Annotated in this window: 3 protein-coding genes; 1 reads left to right on the forward strand and 2 read right to left on the reverse strand. The window is 66.6% G+C overall.

Features of this window, described 5'->3' with window-relative positions; all coding sequences use genetic code 11:
• Window positions 1-303: 303 nt before the first annotated feature.
• Both TW83_RS17820 and TW83_RS17825 read right to left on the reverse strand, forming a co-directional pair.
• Window positions 304-981, reverse strand: coding sequence for a peptidylprolyl isomerase (locus tag TW83_RS17820; RefSeq protein ID WP_045984131.1), 678 nt, complete (start codon window positions 979-981; stop codon window positions 304-306).
• Window positions 974-1480, reverse strand: a complete 507-nt coding sequence (locus TW83_RS17825) for a peptidylprolyl isomerase (RefSeq protein ID WP_042251774.1) — start codon at window positions 1478-1480, stop codon at window positions 974-976. The genes TW83_RS17820 and TW83_RS17825 overlap by 8 nt, the downstream gene beginning before the upstream one ends.
• A gap of 176 nt (window positions 1481-1656) precedes the next feature.
• Here TW83_RS17825 and pgk point away from each other — a divergent pair.
• On the forward strand, window positions 1657-1927 hold a 271-nt coding region (pgk, locus tag TW83_RS17830), incomplete at its 3' end, for a phosphoglycerate kinase (protein WP_045984132.1).

Consider the following 1927-nt stretch of genomic DNA (forward strand, 5'->3'; position numbering starts at 1 on the left):
GCGCGGGACGGGAAGCTGCATCCGGACCAGCCGCTGCAGGCATTTCGCACGCCACCCATGCAGCTCGCGGCTGATCGGGGCCGAGGGCGTGATCTGCAATGCGGTGGCGGGTGGGGGTGCGCTGGTCATGACCCCGGCATCCTAGGGGCGGCGACCGCAGTCCCGCAAGGCCATTATGCGGCAGTGCAGCAGAGGACCATGCGGCGCGTCCGCGCATGGCGCCGGATCGTCGATAAAAGAAGGGATATCCCCGCCGGGAGGGGGATCAGGGGACCGTGGCCCCCTGATCGGATCGCATGGGGATCAGCCCTCGGCGTCTTCCGCCGGGGCTTCCTCTGCCGGGGCGTCGGCAGCAGGTGCCTCCTCCGCGGGGGCGGCCGTGTCACCGTCCGCGATGGTCACGGTCATCATGTAGTCGGGCTCAGACACCGATCCATTGGTGGCGGCGTCGCCCTTTTTGATGGAGTCCAGCACGTCCCAGCCTTCGATCAGCTGACCCACGACGGTATATTCACCGTCCAGGAACGGCGCCGGGGCCAGGTCGATGAAGAACTGGCTGTTGGCACTGTTGGGGTCCATGGCACGGGCCATGCCAACCGTTCCGCGGTCGAAGGTCTGTTCGGTGAACTCGGCCTCCAGGTCTGGCAGGTCGGAACCGCCCATCCCGGCCATCGCCGTGTCGCCGTCCTGACGGCCGTTCTCGACGTCGCCGGTCTGCGCCATGAAGCCGTCGATGACGCGGTGGAACACCACGCCGTCATAGGCACCCGAATTCGTCAGCTCGACCAGGCGGGCGACGTGGTTGGGCGCCAGATCCTCGCGGAGGTCCAGCACGATCGTGCCCTTGGACGTGCCTTCGGCGTCGGCAACCTCGATGACCATGTTCGGGCCGTCGGTATCCTCGACCTGCGGGTTGGTCCCCTGCGCGGTCGCGGCGGTGCCCAGCATCAGCAGGGCCGGAATCAGCGCGGCCTTACGCATCGGCGGCCACCTTGACGCTGATCATGCGGTCCGGGTTCACCGGCGGCTCGCCGCGGGCGATCTTGTCGACATGCTCCATCCCCTCGATGACGCGGCCATAGACGGTGTACTGGCCGTTCAGGAAATGGTTGTCCTTGAAGTTGATGAAGAACTGGCTGTTCGCGCTGTTCGGGTTCTGCGACCGCGCGGCGCCGATGGTGCCACGGTCATGGGGCAGCTTGGAGAACTCGGCCGGCAGGTCCGGCTTGTCCGATCCACCCGTGCCGGCGCGGCCGGGGTTGTAGTCCTTTTCCATGTTCGCATGGGCCACGTCGCCCGTCTGGGCCATGAAGCCCTCGATGACGCGGTGGAAGGCCACGTTGTCATAAGCGCCGGCGCGGGCCAGTTCCTTCATGCGCTCGGCATGCTTGGGGGCCACGTCGGACAGCAGCTCGATGACGACGGGGCCGTCCTTGAGCTGGATGACGATGGTGTTTTCCGGGTCCTTGATCTCGGCCATGAGGCCCTCCTTTGTCAGGTGCGACCCCTGATCTAGGGTCTGTCGCTGCCCTGCGCAACGCGCGAAACCGTTATGGGGTCCGACCGGCAGGGGCGCGCGCATCCACCGGGCGCGGTTGACGCCGCGCCTGCCATGCGGGACAAGTTCGCCAACTCTTGGACCCTGAAGGATGCGACATGGCAAAGTTCAACACCATCGACGACATGGATCTTGACGGAAAGGTCGTGCTGACCCGGGTCGACGTGAACGTCCCCGTCGAGGACGGCCAGGTCACCGACACCACCCGCATCGACAAGATCGTACCGACGGTCAAGGACATCCAGGCCAAGGGCGGCATCCCCGTGCTGCTGGCGCATTTCGATCGCCCCAAGGGACAGCGCGTCGAGGGCATGAGCCTGCGCCAGATCGTTCCCGCGCTGGAGGCGGCGCTGGGCCAGCCGGTCGTCT

Origin of the sequence: Paracoccus sp. S4493, from assembly GCF_000967735.1 — a bacterium.
Classification (GTDB): Bacteria; Pseudomonadota; Alphaproteobacteria; order Rhodobacterales; family Rhodobacteraceae; genus Paracoccus; species Paracoccus marcusii.

Bases quoted from the DNA above. Each gene is read 5' to 3' on its own strand.
- TW83_RS17825 (WP_042251774.1), bottom strand. From the start codon at position 1,480: ATGGCCGAGATCAAGGACCCGGAAAACACCATCGTCATCCAGCTCAAG.
- TW83_RS17820 (WP_045984131.1), bottom strand. From the start codon at position 981: ATGCGTAAGGCCGCGCTGATTCCGGCCCTGCTGATGCTGGGCACCGCC.